Source organism: Vibrio sp. 2130-1 (assembly GCF_033339515.1).
Genome location: NZ_JAWOUT010000009.1, coordinates 20,193 through 42,315, shown reverse-complemented (window position 1 = coordinate 42,315; position 22,123 = coordinate 20,193). Strand labels below are relative to the sequence as shown.

The window sequence follows — 22,123 nt, the reverse complement described above, 5'->3', positions numbered from 1 at the left end:
GATTTCATCATTATGAATCGAATAATCAAGATTGTGCACGGAAATTTTTGTCCTCAGTAGCCAGTAAGTTCCATATAACCAGTCCCAGAATGAGAGCCATCAATACGCACTGGGCCTTCCCAATAAGGCACTGAAAGCGGCATTTTCGCGTTCGGGTTGAGTGCAGAAACCGTAAGCTCGATTTGCTGCTTAGGAATCGACACTTGCCACTGGGTTGGATACTTTCGCCCTTGGATTTCTGTTTGATTGGTTACCTCTAACTGAATGTCTTTTTGTGGGATAGCGATGCCAGAACCATCTTGCTGCATCAGCCTTGCGCTGGCGTAACTGGCTTGACCGGTTTTGGAATCTCGCAATTGGAACACCACCAAGCTGGTGTCGTCACTCAACCTTAGGGCAAACCAGTCCCAGCCTTGTTGTGAGTCGAGTAAGAATTGCGAGCTCCACTCTCGGTCTATCCAACCTTTGCCGGATACTTGATGGGTTTCGCAGTCGATGGTGACTTCACCGGAGACTTCAATAAACGGTTGGCTGTAATAATACGAAGCCACCTGACCATCGGCACTTTTGGTGCTGTACCCTTGCTCGCCTTGCTTTTGATAAGGTGCGCTGCTGGTAAGGGTCAGCGCATAGCCAAACTGTTCGGAGTTCGCCTTCAATGTTGCAGGGAAGAGGTCGTTGGTTGAAGAGGTCCACTGCCAATCATCGAGGTAAACCCGAAATGGTGAAGTGTCGACGCCAGCGAGAGAGGCTTGAGCGCGTGACCATTTTTCATCGGCGTAGTGTTTGTCGGTTGTCGTGACTGCGCTGTGCGCCATGTAGATTTGTTGAGCTTGCCACTCGGTTTTCTTCACGTCAACTTCGCCTTTTGGCGGCGCAGCAGCAAAGCGAAATTGTGTCCATTGAACGCCAAGTGGGTTGCCTTCTTCATCAATTAAGTTAGCGGTTAAGTACCACCATTCATGACGAAAATTCGGGTGTGCTTGATGGTCTGCTGGGAAGGTGAGTTCAACCCCTTTTTCTACGGGTGTGAATAGGTTGTTCTCGCTTTGCGTATCTCCGCTTCCCAGCAACGTGCCCATATTTTGTTGCTGCGTATCTTCACAACCGAACAGGAATAAGCTGCTTATGAGTAGAGTAGTAAGTTTGCTTGCTAATCGAACCATCACAACACCTCGCTTTGCAAACTGGATACGACAGGCTTGCTGACCAATCGCCACAGCGGAATCAAGGTTGCGATCACTGCCACCAAGATGGTGATTGCCGCAATGCTAAGGGCATCACTCCAATTCCACAGATAATTTAAGCTCCAACCAAAAGCACGCAAGGTGACGATGTCTGTCAGCACGTAACCCACTATGGCACCGAGGGGCAGGGCAATAACTAGAGTAAAACTGACCAAAGCGACGATCTGTCCGACCACCATGGTCATTAATTTACGGCGGCTGACGCCAAGTGCGTACAGCCTTGCAATGGCGGCTTTGCGCGCGTCGAGCAACATAAAACAAGCACTGAACAAACCAATCACCGCGACCATCAAAGTTACGCCGTTGAGTGCGCGCGTAATGGCGAAGGTCTGCGAGAAAATATCCAACGCGATGGATTTGATTTGCGCCTGATCGTAGAGCTGACTTGGATGCAGATTTAATTGCTCGCGCAGTTGCTCGTAGACGATTTGTGGGTCACCAGATACTTTAATGCCAAGGCTTGTCGGTAGGTCGGTAAACCCGCTCTCTTTCCATAACTTTGGTGCCAATAACACTTCACCGTTGGGTGAGCCGTAATCATGGAATATCGCACCCACAAGCAGGTTCTTATTTGGAGCGGCATCAAGCGTGAGCTCGCTACCCAGTGATATACCCAATTTGACCGCGGTTGGTTCACTGATGGCAACCAGCTCACCTTGGTAAAAGCGGGACCAGAAGTTCTCCAAATGCGATTTGAACACCATGGTTTGCTCTAAGGTGTCTTTGTCTTTGGTGCCAAGCAAAATCGGTAAGCCTTGTAGGTTATCGTCGACGTAGTATTGCTTGTAGACGGTCTCAACATTGTCGAACTGTCCTAATGCGCGCTCTACATCTGCGATTTCCCCTTGTGCAGGGCTGACGTAAATATCAGCGTGTAACCTTTGTTCTAACCACTGCTTTAGGGTGGACTCAAAGCTGCCAACTAGCGTGTTCATGCCCATATTGGCAGTAACGGCGAGTAGCAGTGCCATCATGGCGAGAGAAAGCGGAGAAATCAGCTCGCGCAGCTCAGCAAACAGGTACTGCATCAAAACGGAAGTGGTGCGCTTTTCACACCAATTGGCTAAGACGCTGAGTGTTTTGGGTAGATACAAAGGAATCGACACCACAAGCACACCGAGCCACGCCATGGTAAATCGGTGGTGCTCACTCAGCCATAACCCTGCAAGTGCGAAAGCCGTCAACGCAGCACCTATCACGAACAATTGGTTTTCGTTAGAAGCTTCAGGTGCTTGATAAAATCCACCATGAGAGGAGAGCGGCTGGCGCACTCGCTGTTTAAAGTGCTGCCAACATGCTAATAGGGTGGCGGCTAACGTGAGCAGCAATGCTTGCGCCCACCATTGCCACTGCCAAGTGCCGGGCAGCAGTGTCGCACCATAAAGTTGTTCTAATGTCAGCGCCACGGTCGGGTGCAACCAATGGCTAAGCTGCATGCCCAATACAAAACCGAGGGAAGCGCCGATGGTAACGAGAATAGTGAGTTCAACTAACAGCGCAGAGAACACAATGCTCGGCGCAACACCCGCTTGTTGAATTTGCACTAACAGCCGATTGCGTTTAAGCAAGCTGTACTTTACGCCGTTGTAAGCGATGAACAGCCCGACTAAAAACGCGAGTAAGCTCATTGCCGTGAGGTTGAGGTGAAAGCTGTCGGTCAGCGAACCAAGGTCGGTACTTTGATTATTGGCAATCCATTGTCCTTGCTCACCAATAAGGTTCTGCCAATTTGCTTGCGTGTCTTTATTCCCTTTATCACCCGAATGGAAAACCGCAATGTAACTGAGCTGTCCTTGTTTATTGAGCAGTTGCTGGGCAAAGCCAATGTCCATCAACATTCGGCTACCTAACTGCCATTCGTCAGGTAGCACCACCACTTGGGTTGGAATGTCGTCCAGAGTTAGAGTTTCTACCTCCCCTAAGTTTTGATGTTGAGATTGGCTCATCATCACGATTGGCTTGCCGGCTAAAAGCTCAGGCAAAGGTAAAGCACTATCGAACAAAGACACGTTCTGTTCACTATCTGATGAATAGCGAGAACGTGAAGAGATAGCGGCAATCAACTCGCTACCTTGTACTGACCAGCGTCGACCTTGTTCGTCTCTCACTCGCCCTTCGATTACAGGTAGCGCTGCACTGAGTCCGTTTTGTCTAAGGGTGAAGTAGAGCGATTCAGGCAGGTAGTTTTGCCCTGCTGGTGGAATAATTAAGTTCTGAGCTTGTGCGCTGAGCTGCTCGGTAGACTCAGCATAACTGCGCTTGGCATTGAGGTTGATGGCTTGCACCGCAACAAACAAGGTCACGGCCAGCACGATACCGATCAGAATTGCGGCGGCTTGCAGTGGCGCCTGCCGATAGTGCGCTGCAAACAGATTCAGGGCGAGTCGAGTATGAGTGAATCTGTTGTTTGATGGCTTAGTTTGCTTCATGGTGAAGCTCATGTTTGTTTACTTGATGGCTGTTCTGTAGCTGACTGTTATCCAATCGCAGCCGTGCTTTCATAAATTCAGCGCATTCATGGCTGTGGGTCACCAAGAGCACGGCGGTATTGCCTTGGGTGGTGATTTCACTCAGCAGTTTCATCACTTCTAACCCTGCTTTTTGGTCAAGGTTACCTGTGGGTTCATCAGCCAGTAGCAGTTTAGGTTTGTGTGCTAAGGCGCGCGCAATAGCGACTCGTTGTTGTTGACCACCGGAAAGGGTAGAAACATGTCTATCGAGCAGTTGGCTGATGCCCAGAGTCTCGACCAAATAATCGCACCAGTCGTTCCATTTCTGCTGATTCAAATGCAGAGGGAAGGCGATGTTTTGCTGCACGTTGAGCGGCGTTAATAGATTGAATTGCTGAAAGATAACACCGAGTTTTTGGTGTCGAAATTGGCTCCATTGTGGGTCTTTCCAAGCCGCTGTGTTATCGCCATCTAACCACAACTCACCTTCGGAAAGTGGCTCAAAGCCAGCGATGACATTGAGTAAAGTACTTTTGCCGCTACCACTTGCGCCCGTTAGCGCAACACTCGCTCCTGTGTTCAACGTAAAGTCGACGCCTTCTAACACGCGATGTGTTTCTTTGCCATCAACAAAGCTTTTGCTGGCGTGTTTGAGTGTGACAAGTGGGCTTTCCATTTCCTCTCCCTGTATTCAAAAGGTGTCGTTTCTTTTGGCAATCACTATTGCAGTTAGTTCTCTAGAAACTTTAGACAACAATTAGATAAAAACAGCGATTTACATCGATTTCTTAATAACTTGTACTGAAAAGAGGAGGGAATAGATTAAACGAGGAAGGTATATGACAAGCATTAAAAAAGCCCGAGTCAAACTCGAGCTTTCAAATACATTCAGCGTGGTCAGCTTACACGTAGTACGCTTCAACTTCGCCTTTAAGCTTGATTAGCATTGGGTTACCGAAACGGTCTTTTGCTTTAGGAGAAGCAATTTTTACCCAACCTTCGCTGATGCAGTATTCTTCTACGTCAGTACGCTCTTGACCGTTGATACGAATACCGATTTGGTGCTCGAAGCATTCTTTGATGAAGAATGGGCTACGTGGGTTACCCGCTAGGCGATCTGGTAGAGCTGGTTTAGCTGTATCTGTCATTTTGTTTGACCTTGAAGTCATTAAAAAAAGTGCGTCATTGTAGTCAGTGCAAGGCGAGTGTTCAAGGATTGTGACTGGTTTTTAATGGACTGAACTGCAATAAAGCCCTAATTTTTATCTATCTCCTTTTGCTCTTTCGGTGAGTCCTTTTAAAATTAATTCAATCATTGTCTTTTTATCATTTTGATTCTCTTACTAGTAAACAGTTTCTCAGGTTCTCGTTGTTTATACTATGGTTATTAGGTGCGATAAGTATTAGGAAAACAAATGGAACTTGTGATCTTAGCTATCGCTAGATTTCGAAGTGATCAAAAAGAAGCAATGAGTAAAAACTTCGTCAATTTAGCGCAGTGCTTAACTGAGAATGGACATCATGTTGTCACTGTTACTCCAACTGAGTTTCGTTCTCATATTAAGGTTGAACAACATACCTTTCGTAATGAGAGTCGATATGAATCTCTGTTTGAGGGGCTGATGAATCTTATTTACTTATGTAGAGAGCTCAACAGGCTGATCGAGAAAACCAACAGTGCGAAGGTTAACCTACATATTGCTACGCCTATAGAACTATTGGTGGTTTTTTTCTTTTTAAAATCTCGATATCAAAAGCAGACGACTTTATCCATTTGGCAGTCATATTTGACCTTAGACGAGGTCCGTAATAACAAGCATTATTTTTTTCGGAATTGGTTTAAGTATTTACATTTATTGCTATTTAATTCGTTTATCAGTGCGCCTTTATACAAGCGTTTGTTAGACAATTTTTGTCAAGCGATTGTGCACAGTAACTACCAGAAATTTCAGTTATCTTCTCTGTCTCATTTGCCAGTCTATTTCATTCAAAATGGGGTTTTTTCTGAGCACTTTTCGCGACCCATTCCTGCAAAGAAGACACAAAGAATGTCTTTACTTTATATCGGCCATTCTAAGCCATCAAAAGGCGTTGACGCTTTAATTGAATTGGCTGCAATACTAAAGAAGCGAGAATGTATCGATTTTGATCTAACGCTCTGTCTCAGTGGCTTCGGCGACCAAGCAAATATAGAGAAACTTGTTTCTAAACATGAGCTACATCACCAAATAGAGTTTAAAGAGAGCATTGATATTTCAGTTGAGATGGCGAGTGCAGATTTGTTGGTTTTACCACTAAGGACATGTGTCGGAACGAGCCTAACACCTAACCTAATCGTGGAGGCGGTATCTTGCGGATTACCAATTGCGATTCCTGATTTCGAGCAATTATCGGATGTCATTCAATTCGGTTCTAATGCCATTGAAATTGATCTGGATGATTTAGAAGCGAGTGCAAGTGCGATAGAGAACGGTTTTAAGTTAGGTCAACTTGACCAGATGTCTAGAAATCAAATAGAGCAGTTTAAAGTTCGTTATACGTTAGAAAGTTTTGTGTCTGGCTATGCGCGAACACTCGGCCTTGGGTAGGAGGGAGTATGGATAAAATTAGCTTTATCGCTCCGTGTTTTAATGAAGAGTCTGTCATCGAGGAGTATTACTCGCGTTTGTGTGAAATTGCTAAGCAATACGATCAGTATTTGTTTGAGTTTGTTGTAGTTAATGATGCTAGTGTTGATAAAAGTGCAGTAATTTTAGACAAGCTGGCTATGGCGGATGAACGATTAGTGATCGTGCATCTTGCTGCGAATGTTGGGCAGCAAACCGCTTTGTTTGCTGGAATCGAAGCTGCAACTGGAGATATTAATATTACCATTGATATTGATCTTCAAGATCCCCCAGAAGTTATTACACAGTTCTTGAAAGAGATCGATAAAGGCTTTGATATCGTCCATGCCCAACGCTTGTCGAGAAGAAATGAAACCGCTTTTAAGCTAATTAGTGCAAAATTGTTTTACCGCTTTTTATCCCTTACTTCTCCCGCTAATTTAATTGAAGATTGCGGTGATTTTCGAGCATTTACCAAGCCAGTTAGAGAGGCCATTTCATGTTACCGAGAGAAGCACAAATACTTGAGGGGTATTTTTGCCATTATCGGATTTAATCAAACCATTATTCAATATGAACGTGATGGTAGACATGCAGGAGAAACGAAGTATTCACTTACTAAGATGTTTGCTTTAGCGTCAGACGCGGTACTTAATTTTTCCCGCTTTCCTATTCAACTGATGTTTGTTATCTCAACATTGATGTGGTCACTTGGCTTGTTATATCTCACCAAAGCACTAGTAAGTAAGTTCGTTTTTGGCACAACTGTCGATGGTTGGACATCAATCATCTTTTTCCAAGTCTTTTTCTCAGGGATTTTATTGTTCTTTATTGCCTTAATCGGCTCTTACGTCGGGCGAATTTTCGAGCAAGGTCAAGACCGACCCGATTACATTATTCGTTACACAAGGAATATAAAGAGTAGCGATGAAGATAGTTAAGTTTGGTTCAGTGGGTATCATGAATACTCTGGTCAGTTACCTCGTTTTTTGTGTGCTTATTTATTTTGATGTCTATTATTTGACATCTTCTGTTTTGTCTTTTTTAGTGGGCTCTGCCTTTAGTTACATCATGAACTCAATATATACGTTTTCTGTTTGTACAAATGTAAGAAGCTTATTTAAATTTATCACCATAACGGCAGGATCATTGTTCTTGAGTGTTTTGCTGCTTTATATCTTTAAAAGTATTGTAGGCATTCATGTTCTCATTTCGCAGATTTTGGTCGTGTTGATTCGTTTCCCAATTGTATATCTATTAATGAAACGCATCGTCTTTAATCAAGCTCATTTGTTTCAGCGCTGAAAAGAGGTGACTTATGAAAACGAATCGGCAAGAAAAACAAGATTTCTACAGTGATTCTGAAACGGTGAAAAAGTATGAAGATCTACGTTTTTCAAATGTTGGTGGACAATTTGTACATCAGTCTGAAGTGTCTTTGTTTTCTCAGTTTCTTAATATCTGCTCCTTGCGAGAGTCAATTCTAGATGTACCCTGTGGCACGGGAAGAATGCTTCCAACTATTACGGCGTCTGGCTTTCAACAGGTTTATGCGGCAGATTACTCTGATGAGATGCTCGCAGTTTGTTACGAGAACCCTTTGCTCCAAAAAACACATTTTTCTAAACAAGACATCTATTCAACGACATATCCGGAGCAGCAGTTTTCAGTAGTATTATCTAGTCGTTTTCTGTTTCATTGCGATGATCAAGATCGGTTGTTTGCAGAGTTTGAACGGTTAATTGCACCAGAAGGATATCTTATTTTTGATAGCCTAAGGTGGTCTCCGCGAACTTGGACCCGACTTTTTTCGGAACAGCTAGGAGGAGATGTTTACACCAATAGCACATCTAGTATTTACAAGCTGGCAGATGCACACGGTTTCGAGGTTATAGACTCTCAAGTGATCCTGCTCTTTCCTAGCTTTGTCTATAACTTTATTCCAGGCATTTTAATGCGCCCGTTGATATGGCTTGAGTCAATTTGGCCGAGTTTGCTCAAAACGAAACAAGTTTGGATACTTAAGAAGCGATGAGTGAAGCAAGAGTTAGATGGCTACTTGGGATTAACTTAAGTCTGTTATTCGGTTTTTATGTTTACATCATATTCAATCTCGCGCTCGTTAATGATGATTACATGGCGCTTTATACCACATGGTTAATGAGCGTTGGGAAACGGCCGAATCTTGACTTCAATGTTGATAGCTATACTTTGCTTTTTGATTGGATGACGCCAGTTTACTTTTTTTTTGGCGATCGATTCGAGCTTATTTACGTTTTTCGTTCGTTTTTTGTTTTGTTTTTGTTGGTGATAGGTTGGCAAGTCTATGTTCTTCTTCGCCAAATATTTACGGTCAATATTGCACTCACTACATTGTTATTGCTCTTTGCCTCTTCTGCGATGGTGATGCGTGGCATTGACCTTCGTCCTGACCTCGTTATTCTTTTTCTTTGGTTACAAATAATCATTGTGTTGTATGTGTGCCCAGGAAGTGATGCTCATAAATTGTTTTGGGTGGGGTTATTATTCGGGCTTGCGATACTCTTCAAATTTAAGGCGATTTTGATTGGCGTAGTGATTGGTCTCTTCGGGCTTATTCGGCTATTTCAAAAGCGCTCCGTACGTGACTTTGTCTTGGATGTCAGTGCGCTTTTGTTAGGCATTATCTCTTGCATGGCTTTGTTTGTTGCGACCGTTGGAATCTCTTCACTTGAACTGTTTTTGTACACGACGTTTGATTTATTTCTGTATTCGACATCGCATGTTAGTGACGCAAACTCTCTGAAGGTTGATGTACTGATACAGTACTTTTTACATGATATTGTTTATTGGCTGTTTGCTCTCATAGGAGTGGGAATATGTGTCGGTAAGCGGAAAGTACTGTCGTTTAAGCAAGCTCAGTTTTTGATAGCTCTGGTTATATTATCTGTGTTGTCGGTTTTGGCTAACCCCCACTATCATGCATATAACTTGGTCACACTTTACCCTTTGCTTGCGGTATTTGTTGCGTTCTCAATCCAGTACGTTGTTTCATCTACTCGGGAGTGGTCGAAAGGAACGGTTACCACTTGTATCGTACTATTCTTGATTGTGATTGCTCGTATCATCCACTATCCGGTACAACATAATAATCAGCACCAAATCGCCCTACACACATTCATAGAAAGGCACACGCAAGTTGACGATGCGGTCTTTGCCTATGAAGGAATAGGTCTTTTTCGTCCATCGACTTATCATTGGCGAACATCTGCCATCAAGATAGACAACTACTATCGGGGTCAGTATGACGTTTGGCAGGAAATTCGTGCAGTAAAGCCGATACTCATCGTCGAAAGTTATCGAATTCCTGATTGGTTATTAGAGGAGGACCGTGATGCTCTTCGGCAACACTATGTATCTATTGCTCCGTTTATTCTGGCTCTTGGGTTAAAAACACAATCTAGTGTTCGAGGCGATTTACTGCGCTCGGGTTGGTACGTGCTTGAGAGTGATCGCTTGAACCGTTGCTTTATTGATGGTGTTGGTGTGTCTGTCGGAGAGAAGATATGGCTCAACTCCGGAGCGTATACACTGATGTCCCAAGATGGTACTTGTACTCTTCATTGGTATTTTTCTCATCTTGGCATTGAGGCGCTCAGGCAAAGCAATCCTGAGAGTTCCCCCTATTTGTTTGGCCCTTAGCAAAAGTTGTAGAACCTAGTTTTGTTCCCCTATAACCCCTTTAAATACTGCGCGTTGGCTGTTGGTTGAATCATGGCATTCAGCGTTTGGACGGTTTGTTCGCTGTGTTCTTCAAGTAGAGCTAAGAACGCGTCAATCAACTCAGGTTTGCTTGCTGAGACTTTCGTTTCGGTCTGGATATCACGCAGATCGATCAACACATCGGTAAATAATTGAGGCAGATCGTGCAGCACTTGCAGGTTTAAGACGTTGTGTTCGCTGTAGATCGAATTGTGGCTGCCTTTCTGTTTTTGCACCACGTAAGGATTGTCTTTTAAGTTGATGATAGACGTGCGTTTATCACAGCGTTTCAAACAACCTTTGTTGACCTTAATCTTGCGGCATCCTTCGGTTTGTTGGAACAAACATTGGCGGCTCGTGAGTAGGGTATTTGGATGATAAATGCTGTAGAAGCAGCGCATGTTTTGCGGGCGCTTTATATGGCGCATCTGCTTCATATTCAGCTCGTTAGAAATAAACGCGCCACTTGCAGCGAACTCGTCTTGAAGGCATTTAAACGCGTATGAGTTCACCGTGTTCATTTGTGGGCCTGCCACCCAGCCTAAGCTGAGCTCTTTTGCGATCATGCTGACGCCTGAGTTGTTGGTGATCGACAACTCAGGTTGGATGGTTTCCAAAAATACGCGCGCGGCTTGGTAGTTTTCGCCAATCAAAATGGCAGGGAACCAAGGTTTGAGCATTGGGTTGGCTTGGAACAATTCAATCATCGCGCTCAGTTCACCAGACAACCCCATTGGCAATTGATAGTAAACATCAACGTCGTGGTATTCGCACAGCATGGCTTCTTGTGCTGACGAGATCAGAACCGATAATTTTGGCGCACCTTGGCGAGGTTCTGATTGAGGTAACGCTGGCAGAGCTGGCACATCAATCGACCCTTTCAAGCTGCTGCCGGATACTTGTGTCGAAGTGACATCGAACGACTTAGTTTGCTCTGCCACTTTCTCAATGATCGCGGTTTTGTCGTCGTAGAGTTTCTTTTTCACCGCTTGCACATCATCAGCAGACTGGCATTGATAAACCTTCGAAAAATGTTTTACAGCGTGGTCGCGCGGGTTGTCGATGTACATCGCCTTGCCGAAATCACCTTGCAAAAATGCGTTAGAGAAATCGCGGTTGAACACCGTGTATAACTCGGTGGTGTCTTCAGAGAGTTCCAAACCCTCGCACAAGCGATCGATTTGCTGCCGCCAATTGTCGACCACGGTATAGACGTAGTGGGATTTCTTAATGCGGCCTTCCACTTTCAACGAATACACACCCGCATCAGCAAGCGCTTCTAAATCGCTAAATGCGGAGTTGTCTTTCATATTGAGTGGGTAGTTGTTGCCTGTTTTGGTCGTTTCGTACTGTTCGCGACAAGGTTGGCTACAGCGTCCACGGTTACCTGATGCGCCATTGCGAGCTGAACTGATGTAGCAAATTCCGGAGAATCCGATGCAGTATGAGCCGTGGACAAACACTTCCATCATTACGTTGTGCTCGCGACCAAATTGCGCCAGATGTTTTATTTCATCGATGTTAAGTTCGCGAGATAAGTTTACTCGGCTTGCGGTGAGCTGGTTGAGAAAGAGGATTTGGCCTTCGTTATGCGTGTTCAGTTGCGTTGAAGCGTGCACATCCAAATCGGGAAAGTGATGTTTGAGAATGTAGGCCAGACCGAGATCTTGTATGATCACGCCATCGATTTTGGTGGTGTTCAGTTGGCTGAGCAAGCGAACAATCGCCGGAATTTCACTTTCTAAAATCAGCACATTCAATGTTAGGAAAATCTTACAGCTGTGCTGATGAGCCAACGTCAACACGCCATTTAAGTTATCTAAGGTGAGGTTGGTCGCTCGGTTACGAGCATTGAAGCGGTCGAGCCCACAGTAAATTGCATCTGCGCCAGCGGCAATGGCGGCCTTGATTGAATCTAAATCACCACCGGGTGCTAATAACTCAAATTGATCGCGTGTCACTACTTTTCTCTTTCTTACTAAAATAGGCGGCAAATGTTACGTATTTCACGCTTTTGATGCTCAGCTAGTTAATACTTTATTAATCTGAATCAATTAATCCGTGTTACACGGTCGACTCTTGAGTGGGTAGAGTGCAATTCGCGATAGCGGAATCTGACTTCTATAGTTTTCCTACACTTGGTTTTTCTATATTTAGTTTTCGACTCAGAAAGAGGAAGGGACGACAAATGAAAAAAGTAATCATCGGGTTGGTCGTGGCGTTGACGTCATTGAGTGCGTTGGCTGGTGAGGGTGTGGTAACCGTTGCGAGCACGCATTCAGCAAAAGATACGGCGGATAAATTTGTCGCTATCGCGCAAGAAAAAGGGTTGAACGTCTTTGCGCGCATTAACCATCAAGAGAACGCCGTGAAAGTCGATATGACGTTGCGACCAACTGAAGTTATCGTGTTTGGGAACCCTAAAGTGGGCACGCCACTGATGATCTGTGCGCAGGAAGTGGCGCTCGATTTACCCCAAAAAGTGTTGGTGTATGAAGATGCAGAAGGCAAAACGTGGTTAGCTTATAACGATCCTATGTATTTAAAACAGCGCCATCATATTGAAGGCTGCGACGAGGTATTGAACAAAATCAGCGGCGTGCTGGGCAATTTAACCAACGCGGCGGCGAAGTAGGGTTGGTTATTGGCTTCGCTTTTTTAACTCCGAAAACGAAAAAGCCAACCTCACAAGGAGGTTGGCAAATCTTACCTATATTGGGGGAGGTAAGATCAGGAGGTGGCGAGTACGCTGTGCACTTCTGACTTAATTGAGTCAGACTGCGTGCCGAAAATCGCTTGTAAACTGTCGCCAATCACTAACACATCTCGCGCGCCGAGCGCTTTTAGCTTAGCAACATCAACGTTGGCAATGTCTTTTACCGAGACACGCAGACGGGTGATACACGCATCGACTGACTTAATATTGGCTTTGCCGCCCAATGCAGCTACTACATCCACCGCAATTTCATCAGGTTGTCCGGCAATCTTCACTTCTGCAATGTCGGTTTCACGGCCCGGCGTTTTTAGATCCAACTTCACAATTAGGAAGCGGAACAAGCCGTAGTAAAGCGTCGCCCAGATTGGACCGATGATGATGAACATCCACGCGTTGTTCGACATTGGGTAGTAAAGGAAGAACTGGATCGCGCCGTGCGCAAAGTCCGTACTGTGTTTGATTTCCAAAAATGCGGTGATCGCAAACGCAATACCGGTGAGGAAAATATGGATCACGTACAGCACTGGCGCGACGAATAAGAAGGTAAATTCGATTGGCTCTGTGATACCAGTCAACCAAGAGGTCAACGCCGCAGACATCATCAAACCGCCGACGATTTTCTTACGCTCTGGAGACGCGCAGTGGTAAATCGCCAATGCCGCTGCTGGTAGCGCCCACATGGAGTACATAAAGCCACCAGACAGATAACCTGCGGTTTTATCGCCCGCGAAGAAGCGAGTGAGCTCACCGGTAAACTCTTTGCCGGTTTCTGGGGCTACATAGCTGCCGACTTCAAAGAAGAACGGCGCATTCCAGATGTGGTGCAAACCAACAGGGAGTAAAGAACGTTCGCCCGCGCCGTAAACCGCCCACGCGAGTACAGGGTTTTGGTACGCTGCCCAATGAGAGAATGCATCAAGAAGTTGTCCGACAGGTGGCCATGCAAACGCGAGAATCGCACCAACGACGATCGCCGATAAACCGGTGACAATGGGCACAAATCGCTTACCCGCGAAGAAGCCCAAATACTCCGGCAGTTTGATATTGTAGAAGCGGTTGTACATAATTGCCGCGACCGCACCGATAAAGATGCCGCCAAACACCCCGGTTTGCAGCGTCTCAACGCCCATGATGGTAGCATCAGTTTCTAAGCCGCGCAGACCTGTCACAATACCGAGCGATGCGTTCATAATAATTAGGCCAACTAAGCCTGCGAGCGCAGCGGCACCGTCATTGCCTTTTGACAACCCGAGCGCCACACCGACCGCAAACATCAACTGCATGTTGCCGAACACGCCTTCACCGGCGGCGAGCATCACTTTGTTGACCGCGTCTGGAATAAACGCAAACCCCGCGTTACCAATACCCAGCATCAAGCCGGCCACCGGTAACACCGCCACAGGCAGCATCAACGACCGCCCTATTTTTTGTAGTTGTCCAAATATACTTGCAAACATGGTTTCCTCCTGACGAATGCCAGTGTTGTAGGACCTGATTCCTTCAGGTCATGTTGTTTCACGTAAGGTCAGGATGATCATAGCGAGCAAGGCGGCGCCTAAGGTTACAAAAGGCAATCAGTTTGTAAGTGGCCGCTTACAAATCTCTTACACCGAGAAGTGAAAATTGCAATCGGCTCGATTGTGAATGTGCGTTTAAGAATGCATCATATTGGCCAGCGCCAAACTCAGGGACGGACACAGGGAAAGTAGGATGGAAAACAAGCAGATACTGGTCGTCGATGACAACCTCGACCTTCGCGAAGCGTTGTCAGATTACCTTGGCCGTGCAGGGTTTGAAGTGCTTTGTGCGGAAAACGGCGGCGTGATGTGGCAACTGCTCAACGATCACCATCCTGATTTAATCATCCTCGATATTATGATGCCCGGTGAAGACGGTTTTACCCTGTGCCAGAAACTGCGCAAAAACTCCGATATCCCGATCATCATGCTGACCGCCGTCACTGAAGAAGCCGACCGAGTCGCGGGGCTAGAAATGGGCGCAGACGACTACATCACCAAATCATTCAGTCCGCGTGAACTGCTCGCGCGCATCAAAACGATTCTGAGACGCAGCCAAACGACCGCCAATAGCAAACTGACGCGTAAAGTGCGTTTTGACGATTGGTTGTTAGATACCGTAACCCGGCAACTGACCCACGTTGCTAGCCGCGAGGTTAAGCAACTGAGTGGCGCGGATTTGTCGCTGCTCGGTTTATTCGTCAACCACGCGCAATCAATATTGTCTCGTGATGACATTGCGCGCGAGATCTGGGGACGCGATGCCGACCCGTTTGAACGCGGCATTGACGTGCAGATCAGCCGCTTGCGTCATCACCTTGAAGATAAAGACCGTTCGCTGATCCTAACGGTGCGCAACAAAGGCTACATGCTGACCACGGACGTGCATTATGAGAATTAAACGCTGGACGGGATCACTGGTTGTTCGCACCAGTGTGTTCTTGTTGCTGGTGATCATTCTGGCGCAAGTATTATCCGGGATTATCTGGTATCAACACGCCAGCGAACGCGATAAAGAAGGCCTGACCACCACAGTCAAAAGCTTAGCACTGAGCGCTTCTTCTACCATCGCCTTCTTTCAAACCCTCCCTTCGGAATATCGCCACTTGGTGCTCAATCAACTACGCAACATGGGTGGTACGCGCTTTTTCGTCTCACTCAACAATCACCAGATTGACGTCGACCCACTGCCAGAGAGCGAGCGCAAAACGTTGGTCATCAACCAAGTTCGTGAAGTATTAGAAAGCGAGCTGAGCGGCATTCCTAATATCGAGGTGGAGTTCACCCAGCGCGACAAACTCAAAGTGTTCAACAACGAGCTACCTATCGACGAACTGCCGCTATTGTGGGCGCATTATTCGCTTTCGTTTGGTGACCTCAATCCGCCTATTCTGGTGATGCAGGTCGAAGTCGCGCAGAACGAATGGTTTTATCTCGCGGCGGTGCTACCCGCGCCTTACATCAACCTAGAGACTAACTATTTTGAGTTGCGCCAATGGCTCACGCTATTGGTGTCCGCGCTAATGCTGTTGCTGTGTACCTGGTTTATCGTTCGCAAAGAAATTCAACCCATTCGAGAACTGGCAAAAGCCGCAACCCTGATGTCGAGCCGATTAGACGTGCCCGAAGTCTCTGAGCGCGGCAGTAACGAACTGAAAGCGGCGGTACGTGCGTTTAACAAGATGAATCGACGCATCGACAGCCACATTAAAGACCGTGAAATGCTGTTCAGCGCCATCTCCCACGATCTGAAAACGCCAATAGCCTGCCTAAAACTGCGGGCGGAAATGCTGGATGACGACGCCGACCGAGAACGCTTTATCCGCCTGAGTAACGACCTAGATTTGATGGTCAAAGGCGCATTGCAATGCATTAAAGAGACCGATATCCACGAGGAAATCGAGCCGATCAATTTCACCCAACTGATTCAGCACATTTCCGCCAATATCGCCGATGCGCCGGACACAATTCGCATCCACGGCGAAATCCGCACCCACTTTGCTGGTAAACCGTTAGCGATTAAGCGCTGCATTCAGAATCTGGTCGATAACGCGCTCAAATACGGCCATCAAGCGGACATTACGCTGAGTGAAAGCCCAGAGTCGATCCAGATTGAAATTGAAGATCACGGTGACGGTGTTGACGATTTATTACTTGAAAAGCTCTGCCAGCCATACTTCCGCGCTAGCAACGATAAAGAAGGCAGTGGGTTGGGGTTAACCATTTCACAGAGTATTGCAAAGGCTCATGGCGGCAACTTGTTGCTGAGCCATTCTCAGTTTGGCGGCCTCTGCGCCACACTGACTTTCCCGAGAGACTGACTATGAACAAACTGGCATTCTTGTTCCCACTGTTGCTCGCCCCTTGCGTCGCTCACGCTGAGTCGCCACAAGGGGTAGAGTTTTTACATTGGTGGACTTCTGACGGCGAACAGCAAGCGCTGCAAACACTCAAAGCTCAGCTAAAACGGCACGATATAGAGCTGCTGCAAAGCCCGGTGTTAGGCGGTGGTGGCGACAGCGCGATGACGGTACTGCAAGCTCGCGCGCTGGCGGGCAACCCACCGAGCTTCGCGCAAATCGAAGGGCCAAGTATTAAGGCGTGGGATGCCATCGGTATTTTGCACAACGTCAACGCGGTAGCGGATGAGCAGCGCTGGGACGAGGTGCTCTACCCGCTGTCTATCGAAATCAATAAAACACAAAACGGCTATATCGCCCTGCCACTTACGCTGCACCGCTTGAACTGGTTGTGGGTCAACCACAAGCTGCTTAAACAACTGAATCTATCCGCGCCGAAAAACTGGCAAGAGATGTTCGCCGCCATGGAGCTTGCTAAGCAAAATGGCATTGTACCGATCGCGGTTGGTGAGCAGCCGTGGCAAGTCGCCCAACTTTTCGAGAACTTAGTGATCTCCACTGGCGGCGTTGAGTTCTACACCAATGCAATGGTTAAACTTGAGCGAGACAGCATCGACAGCGATACCCTGCGCCAAGCGTTGACGCAATTTCGCCGCCTGAGTTTGTTGATCGACAACCAATTGCCCGACAGTAAGTGGGATACGGCGACCCAAGCGCTAGCCGACGGTCAAGCACTGTTTCAAATCGGCGGAGATTGGATTTTGGGTGAGCTGCTCGCCAATCAAGTCTCGGTTCCGCAAGAGGTCGGCTGTTACCCAACGCCTGACAGCGATGGTGTATTCCTCTACAACATGGACAGCTTGGTGTTTATGTCGAGCAAGTCGTTTTCTGCCGAGGCGGCTCAACAAACCGCAAGCGCGCTGGCAGACGTCGAGTTTCAAGCTAAGTTTAATAAGGTAAAAGGCTCGATTCCGGTACGCACCGATATCGACATCAGCGATTTTAATCCGTGTCAGGTCCAGTCATATCAAGATTTTCATTACGGCGTAAAACACAACCTCGCTGTGCCGAGTATGATTGATTCTATGGCGGTCAATCCGGTTGCTCAGCAAGCGATAAACTCGGAAATCTTCCGTTTTTACCGCAATCCCAAGATGGAACCCGACGAGCTGATAAAACGCATTATTGCTATTTCGCAAAGCGGTTAATGGCAATGAATTTGTGCCGAGTGGAATAAAAAAGCCCCAATGATTGGGGCTGAGTAAAGCGAAGTATGCCGTTTAAAAATAGTGGAAGATCGGCGGTTCATGCATCAAGAAGTTTTGATGGGAGATGTTCCACGCATAGGCGCCCGCTAAGGTAAACACAACGTAATCACCAATATCGACGTGGGCGACGTGTTGATTGCGTGCCAGCACATCTTTGGGCGTACAAAGCTGGCCGACAAAGGTCGCTTGTGCATGCTGAATTGGATGAGAAATCTCATGGTGTTGCTCGCTTTTCAGGATGACGAATGGATGATCATGGCTCTGCGCCGCTGGCGTACGGAAGTGGTGAGTTCCTCCGCGCGCGATGACAAAGTTTTCGCCAAGATTTTGCTTAATATCCAGTACTTCCATCACGTAATAACCGCATGCCGCCGTGATGAAACGTCCGCATTCAAAACGCAGTGTCCAGTCTTGCACTTGCTCTTTAGCGATGAGGAATTCCAACTTGTCGCAAAACTCCATCCACGGAAAGTGTTGCTCAGGGTTTTGGTAGTTGATGCCCATGCCGCCGCCCAAGTTGATCATTAGCTCACCGAGTTCGAACTCCTGCTGCCACGCCTTCACGACTTGGAAATAGCGCTGCATTAACGCTAAGTGGCGTTCAACATCAAGCTGATGCGACATCAAGTGAAAATGGAAGCCTTTGAGTGACACTTGCGGGAAATCGCGCAGCAACATCAAAGCATTGCTCAGTTCGGACTCGTCCAAGCCAAACGGAGTCGGCTTGCCGCCCATTGCCAACTTGCTGAGCGTGATGTCGCCAATATCGATGTTCATACGCAAAAAGATCGAAGCAGGGCGGTTGAGGCGCTCGGTTAGCGCACCAATGCGTTGCAGCTCAGTGAGGCTTTCGACGTGAATCGCATCGACATCAAGTTCAATCGCTTGTTGCAATTCACTTGGCATTTTTCCTGGGCCACCGAAGATCAATGGTTTATCGAGTTGTTGCTGGTGGAGGTGTGCCAACTCCCCGCCAGATGCCGCTTCAAAACCATCGACATACGGCGCGAGCGTTTTGAGAATCGGGCCCGATGGATTGGCTTTAGCTGCGTAAAATAGCTCGACATTTTTCGGCAAAACGTGACGCAGTTGTTTGATGTGTTCTTCTAAGGCGCTTAGGTCATACACGTACGCGCACAAGGGTTGACTTTGCTGCCGTGCGAGCGTGTGAACTTGTTGGCAAACGTGTGTCGGTAGAGAGAGTGAATTAGACATGTTGCGATCCTTTTTCGTGTTGCTGCCAAGGCGCGGCGACTTGGGTATAGCCCGACTCCTTATCGGCTTTTTGCATCAAACGCGTGGTGAAATTATTTTTGCTTGGGAAGTGACCGCCATTTAGCAACGTTTCTAGTTCCGGTTGTTTTCCATTCACTGATTGCCAATGCACAATGGCACTTTGCACCGCATTCCACAGCGTTTGCTCTAGTGGCTCATCACCTTCTGCGATGAAGAAAATCGCTTCGCTGATGTTGTTGATAAAGGTGCAGTATCCGATGCGATTCCAGCCTTGTTCGCGACTGTAGTAAACCGATTGTCGTGCGCGTTCAGACAAGTCAGTTAATGTTTCTGCTGGCCAGAACTCCGGCAGTAATTTAGTGCCTTCCAAATCACGAATCCAAACACAACACGGCATCTCTTGCTCAAAGCCAATCAGGGTGTTTTGCAAATGCGGCTCAAACGCCACCCCGTGTTTGAAGTAGTAATTAAATACGCCCGGGATCAGGCAATGCAAATAGCGTTCAAACCAAAGTGTCGCGATGTCGGAATAGCGATTTTGCGTAGTACGCGCTTTGTTTTTAAGGCGTTGAGCAATGCGACTGTTGCCGTTATTATCGTAAGCAAACAGAGCGCCAGCGAGGGTTGGTTTCAAGATGTCGACTTCGCTCAGCGAGAAATTTTCGCGATACAAAATCCCAAACGATTCGCGTGCTTTGGTGTTGTCGTCCCAGTTGTGCTCAGCGACACTTTCTAGATTCAACGTGGTGGCGTAAGGCTCTGTCATCACTTTAAATACGGGGTTGTGCAGCTGTTCGTTTTCTCTAATTGGTTTGAGAATCGACGTGAGTTGCACGGCGCTGTCGAGTTCGTACCACGCGTTTTTGCGCACGCAATTGGTTAATCGTACGTTGATGGAGAATTTCGCAAACCAGTCCATGTCAGGGTGGTAGAGGGTACGAACTGAAGAGGTCGGCTGCATCTTTTCACCACCTAAACCCAGTGGCGTGATCTTGCCTTGTTCAATGGCGCGCTTCACGCTTGGGTTACTCAAAATGGTGTAGCTTTCCCAAGGATGACAAGGGTAGAGGGTCTTCCCATTGCTGGTGGCGTGTTGTGGCGCGAGCCGTTGTAGCATGCGCTGCGCAGGGTTAGCTTCTCCGTCGGAACTCAGCACATCAAGTAAGGACGTATCCACTTCAAACCAGTACAACGGGACTTGCGCGCCGACTTCTGGAGAAAACGCCAAGAGATCATCCATGGTGACGCCCGAACGACTTTTCGGGGTCGGATGGAAAGTATGCCCCCAAATCAGAGATTGTTCCGAAGCGATAAATTCGTTGTGATGCGATTTGGGCGCGACGTTGAGAAACTGCTCGGTAACCAGCACGCTATTTTCTAGTTGTTCGATCAGCTCATGGTTAAACGGGATCGCCAATACCTGCTTGAGATAGTTAAGCAAAAGCGTAAGAGTTTGCGTGGCATCCAATTTCGCCCAACCAGATCCCGGCATTTTCGCCCAAGGCAGTTCTGCCAATTTGATTTTGCCCAGTTTGCTCGCGTAGTGAATCGGCAAAACCAGCACGCCATTTTGTTGAGAAAGATGAACGGCTATCCGCTGTTTAGCGGGATAGTTGCGTTTTAACGTTTGGGGTAGCGATGTCGATTGGTAGTGCCATTCCACTTGTTGATTCGGTAGCGCAAATTCACGTAAGTAACAATTAAGAACACCCATTATCGTGTTGAGTTGGGCTTTCTCACGGTTGAGCTGCACCTCATGTGCGCGCAACTCGCTAGTCTGAGAGGATTGAGTTTGTAACATGTTGATTTCCAAATTTTGAGTGGAGAACCAGCGCGATCAAGGTGATTACGCTGACTATCGCAGAAAGTAGGAAAGGAACCTCAAGTAGCCCCAAGCTAGAAATGAAAGAAGCGCAAAATCCCGCTGCCACGCCACCCCATTTGGACATGGCATCAAAGCGAGAAAATACTTTGCCACTGAGTTTGCGATCCAGATTGCTCGCAAGATGCTGATGCAATCCGTGATAACAACACACCATCGCGATGCCGAAGATAATTCTCGCAGCAATGAGTGCGGTTTCGGACGCAATCAAATGCAAGGCAGAGCTCACGGCAAGCAATGCAAACCCAAGCCACAACGTGCGCAGCGGTTGATGGCGATTCAACCCATCTGACAACACGTGAATTTTTCCTGCCAGCAACAGATAGACGCCATGCGGCAGTGCGTACAAAAAACCGATCCATGCGTGGTTAGTGATGCCATATTGCTGCACAAACGGCGAGAAGTAAGGAAAGGTCACCACCATAGAAAACGCAAACCCGAATTGAGCAAAGAAGATCCAACGAATGGCATGCATTGCGTTTTTCTGTGCAACCGGTTTTTCTTGCTGAGGTTCTGAGTTTGGCTTTTCGAGGTTTTGGTCGGCGGGTTTATCCGCTGGCAGTGTTAGCGTGATGCCCATAGCAATTAAAGGCAAAACGCATAACCACAGGTACGCGTTGAGCGGGTTGGTCTCTGACAAGCTCCAGCCGAGCCCAATGGGCGCAACGATCAGCGCCAAGCGAGCAGATAGTTGGGTTTTATTGAGTGACTTGCCGAGTGTTTTGGCTTCTTTAATTTGACTAGATAAGTAGCTGTTCGAGGCGGCCATGGTGCCGCCAAAGGTTCCTTGAACAATAAGACCAAACACAAACATGGCGAGGTTGTCTGCCAAGCCGCACAGCGCAAACCCTGCTGCAAGGCCAAGTTGCGCACGCAAGAGTGAGAGGCGGCGACCGTAGCGATCGGCAAAGTTGCCCCAAAATCGCGCCGCCAACGCAGTACAAAACGTAGGTAGGATAAACAATACCCCTGCCCAGTCCGCATCAATGCTTGCGCCTAACGTTGGCAACACGACGGGTAGAAATAGCGGCATACCTAACGCGGCAAACGCAGCGATAAAGTGGCACAACAACACACTGTAGATGAGTTTGGTCATAATC

Annotated in this window: 18 protein-coding genes; 9 read left to right on the top strand and 9 right to left on the bottom strand. The window is 47.2% G+C overall.

From position 1 onward, the window contains the following. Nucleotides 1–53: 53 nt before the first annotated feature. The 4 genes from R7Q09_RS14770 to R7Q09_RS14755 form a co-directional block, all read right to left on the bottom strand. Nucleotides 54–1,166 carry a lipocalin-like domain-containing protein gene (locus tag R7Q09_RS14770; RefSeq protein WP_318070936.1) on the bottom strand — a complete coding sequence of 371 codons (1,113 nt, stop codon included), beginning with the start codon at nucleotides 1,164–1,166 and terminating at the stop codon, nucleotides 54–56. Further along, entirely contained in the window at nucleotides 1,166–3,676 is a 2,511-nt protein-coding gene (locus R7Q09_RS14765) for an ABC transporter permease (protein ID WP_318070935.1), read from the bottom strand. Before R7Q09_RS14765 ends, R7Q09_RS14770 begins: the two co-directional genes overlap by 1 nt. Then, complete coding sequence (locus tag R7Q09_RS14760; protein WP_130545675.1) at nucleotides 3,663–4,373, bottom strand: ABC transporter ATP-binding protein; 711 nt, start codon at nucleotides 4,371–4,373, stop codon at nucleotides 3,663–3,665. The genes R7Q09_RS14765 and R7Q09_RS14760 overlap by 14 nt, the downstream gene beginning before the upstream one ends. 226 nt (nucleotides 4,374–4,599) lie before the next feature. Then, nucleotides 4,600–4,845: a DUF3297 family protein gene (locus R7Q09_RS14755; RefSeq protein ID WP_005374689.1), complete on the bottom strand. Its 246-nt coding sequence runs from the start codon at nucleotides 4,843–4,845 to the stop codon at nucleotides 4,600–4,602. A 267-nt stretch (nucleotides 4,846–5,112) separates the two neighbouring features. On the opposite strand from R7Q09_RS14755, the gene R7Q09_RS14750 reads away from it, so the two are divergent. The 5 genes from R7Q09_RS14750 to R7Q09_RS14730 are packed head-to-tail and all read left to right on the top strand — an operon-like array spanning nucleotide 5,113 to nucleotide 9,984. Beyond that, nucleotides 5,113–6,285, top strand: coding sequence for a glycosyltransferase (locus tag R7Q09_RS14750; RefSeq protein WP_250156969.1), 1,173 nt, complete (start codon nucleotides 5,113–5,115; stop codon nucleotides 6,283–6,285). 8 nt (nucleotides 6,286–6,293) lie between these two features. Next, entirely contained in the window at nucleotides 6,294–7,244 is a 951-nt protein-coding gene (locus tag R7Q09_RS14745) for a glycosyltransferase family 2 protein (RefSeq protein WP_005383496.1), read from the top strand. Next, complete coding sequence (locus R7Q09_RS14740; protein WP_031780831.1) at nucleotides 7,231–7,608, top strand: GtrA family protein; 378 nt, start codon at nucleotides 7,231–7,233, stop codon at nucleotides 7,606–7,608. Before R7Q09_RS14745 ends, R7Q09_RS14740 begins: the two co-directional genes overlap by 14 nt. Nucleotides 7,609–7,621: 13 nt before the next feature. Then, nucleotides 7,622–8,338, top strand: coding sequence for a class I SAM-dependent methyltransferase (locus tag R7Q09_RS14735; protein WP_005383495.1), 717 nt, complete (start codon nucleotides 7,622–7,624; stop codon nucleotides 8,336–8,338). Then, the gene (locus R7Q09_RS14730; RefSeq protein ID WP_318070934.1) at nucleotides 8,335–9,984 is read left to right on the top strand and encodes a glycosyltransferase family 39 protein; all 1,650 of its coding nucleotides are present in this window, start codon (nucleotides 8,335–8,337) and stop codon (nucleotides 9,982–9,984) included. Before R7Q09_RS14735 ends, R7Q09_RS14730 begins: the two co-directional genes overlap by 4 nt. Before the next feature lie 29 nt (nucleotides 9,985–10,013). Here R7Q09_RS14730 and R7Q09_RS14725 read toward each other — a convergent pair whose 3' ends face one another. Next, nucleotides 10,014–12,005, bottom strand: coding sequence for a U32 family peptidase (locus tag R7Q09_RS14725; RefSeq protein ID WP_318070932.1), 1,992 nt, complete (start codon nucleotides 12,003–12,005; stop codon nucleotides 10,014–10,016). A gap of 227 nt (nucleotides 12,006–12,232) precedes the next feature. On the opposite strand from R7Q09_RS14725, the gene R7Q09_RS14720 reads away from it, so the two are divergent. Next, complete coding sequence (locus tag R7Q09_RS14720; protein ID WP_023584460.1) at nucleotides 12,233–12,679, top strand: DUF302 domain-containing protein; 447 nt, start codon at nucleotides 12,233–12,235, stop codon at nucleotides 12,677–12,679. 95 nt (nucleotides 12,680–12,774) lie between these two features. Here the strand turns inward: R7Q09_RS14720 and ptsG are convergent, their stop codons facing one another. Next, nucleotides 12,775–14,217, bottom strand: a complete 1,443-nt coding sequence (ptsG, locus tag R7Q09_RS14715) for a glucose-specific PTS transporter subunit IIBC (protein WP_258514687.1) — start codon at nucleotides 14,215–14,217, stop codon at nucleotides 12,775–12,777. A gap of 253 nt (nucleotides 14,218–14,470) precedes the next feature. Between ptsG and R7Q09_RS14710 the strand changes: the two genes are divergently transcribed. From R7Q09_RS14710 to R7Q09_RS14700, 3 genes are read left to right on the top strand one after another with little or no spacing between them, the layout of a single operon-like run. Continuing rightward, entirely contained in the window at nucleotides 14,471–15,178 is a 708-nt protein-coding gene (locus tag R7Q09_RS14710) for a response regulator (RefSeq protein ID WP_021450481.1), read from the top strand. Continuing rightward, on the top strand, nucleotides 15,168–16,598 hold the full coding sequence (locus R7Q09_RS14705; RefSeq protein WP_025500125.1) for an ATP-binding protein: 1,431 nt from the start codon (nucleotides 15,168–15,170) through the stop codon (nucleotides 16,596–16,598). The genes R7Q09_RS14710 and R7Q09_RS14705 overlap by 11 nt, the downstream gene beginning before the upstream one ends. 2 nt (nucleotides 16,599–16,600) lie before the next feature. Continuing rightward, the gene (locus R7Q09_RS14700; protein WP_024700884.1) at nucleotides 16,601–17,845 is read left to right on the top strand and encodes an ABC transporter substrate-binding protein; all 1,245 of its coding nucleotides are present in this window, start codon (nucleotides 16,601–16,603) and stop codon (nucleotides 17,843–17,845) included. A 72-nt stretch (nucleotides 17,846–17,917) separates the two neighbouring features. Here R7Q09_RS14700 and R7Q09_RS14695 read toward each other — a convergent pair whose 3' ends face one another. Genes R7Q09_RS14695 through R7Q09_RS14685 form a run of 3 tightly spaced genes read right to left on the bottom strand, consistent with a single transcriptional unit; the run spans nucleotide 17,918 to nucleotide 22,119 of the window. Beyond that, on the bottom strand, nucleotides 17,918–19,120 hold the full coding sequence (locus R7Q09_RS14695) for a type III PLP-dependent enzyme (protein WP_258514686.1): 1,203 nt from the start codon (nucleotides 19,118–19,120) through the stop codon (nucleotides 17,918–17,920). Continuing rightward, nucleotides 19,113–20,942, bottom strand: coding sequence for an IucA/IucC family protein (locus R7Q09_RS14690; RefSeq protein WP_054578600.1), 1,830 nt, complete (start codon nucleotides 20,940–20,942; stop codon nucleotides 19,113–19,115). Before R7Q09_RS14690 ends, R7Q09_RS14695 begins: the two co-directional genes overlap by 8 nt. Next, nucleotides 20,914–22,119, bottom strand: a complete 1,206-nt coding sequence (locus tag R7Q09_RS14685; protein WP_005374702.1) for an MFS transporter — start codon at nucleotides 22,117–22,119, stop codon at nucleotides 20,914–20,916. Before R7Q09_RS14685 ends, R7Q09_RS14690 begins: the two co-directional genes overlap by 29 nt. Nucleotides 22,120–22,123: the final 4 nt, after the last annotated feature.